Below are 806 nucleotides of genomic sequence, written 5' to 3'. Positions count from 1 at the left end.
TTGTTGATCTTGATCATGCTGGACTTGAAGCTATAAATTATTTTCGTGATTTTAAATCCTCTGATAATGGAAAAACTAAGTTAAGGATCTCTAAAAATATCCATAGGGTTAATATAAAATCCTTACCTGTTCCTAAATACTTAGTAAATATAAAAGCAAAGTTAAAGGAAAACTTCGCTATTACAATGGAATCTCATTTTTTAGATAAGATATTGAAATTAGAAGGTAGAAAGAATTGGTTTAGAGAGCTAAGTGATGAGGAATTATGTAATTTAACTAAGGGATTGTTAAGTTATAAAAAATCTGCAGAGCAATATATAAATGATGAAATTGAACCAGATAAATTGATTTATGTTAAGCATATAATCGATGATAATTTTAAGGTAAAATTAGCAAAATATGTTTGTGAAAAATATGGTGATCTAGAACATTTTAGTTTTCTTAATAAGATTATTACGTAATTGCCCCACGATAGCGCAAGTGTCCACGCTTGTGCTTTTTTCATTTTAGTTACGGGCACAAGCGTGGACGCTTGCGCCATCGTAGTTTCTCAGCGTGTGCCTTTTTCTTTTTTAATGAATTACAAGCACTCGCCGTGAAGCGTGCGCTATCAAATTAGGTATAAAATTAATCCCTACAATAGATGAATATTCAATTTAATATAGAAATGATTATGTTTAAAGAATGTATTTTAGAAAGAATAAGAACTATTAAGGAAAAACTATCTGTGTTTCTAACAGAAGTATATAAAGATAGATGGACATTAATTTTTTATATCATAGGTATAGTAATTCTATTCTTTAGCG

Annotated in this window: 1 protein-coding gene; it reads left to right on the top strand. The window is 29.2% G+C overall.

Going from position 1 to position 806, the window contains the following annotated elements; genetic code table 11:
* Positions 1–461 (top strand): hypothetical protein (locus QZ106_RS00700; RefSeq protein WP_295973019.1); only part of this gene is annotated, 461 nt, incomplete at its 5' end.
* Between the last annotated feature and the right edge of the window lie 345 nt (positions 462–806).

It is taken from the genome of uncultured Aggregatibacter sp. (assembly GCF_901873365.1).
Taxonomy (GTDB): domain Bacteria; phylum Pseudomonadota; class Gammaproteobacteria; order Enterobacterales; family Pasteurellaceae; genus Aggregatibacter.
This window is presented reverse-complemented; position numbering and strand designations above follow the sequence as displayed.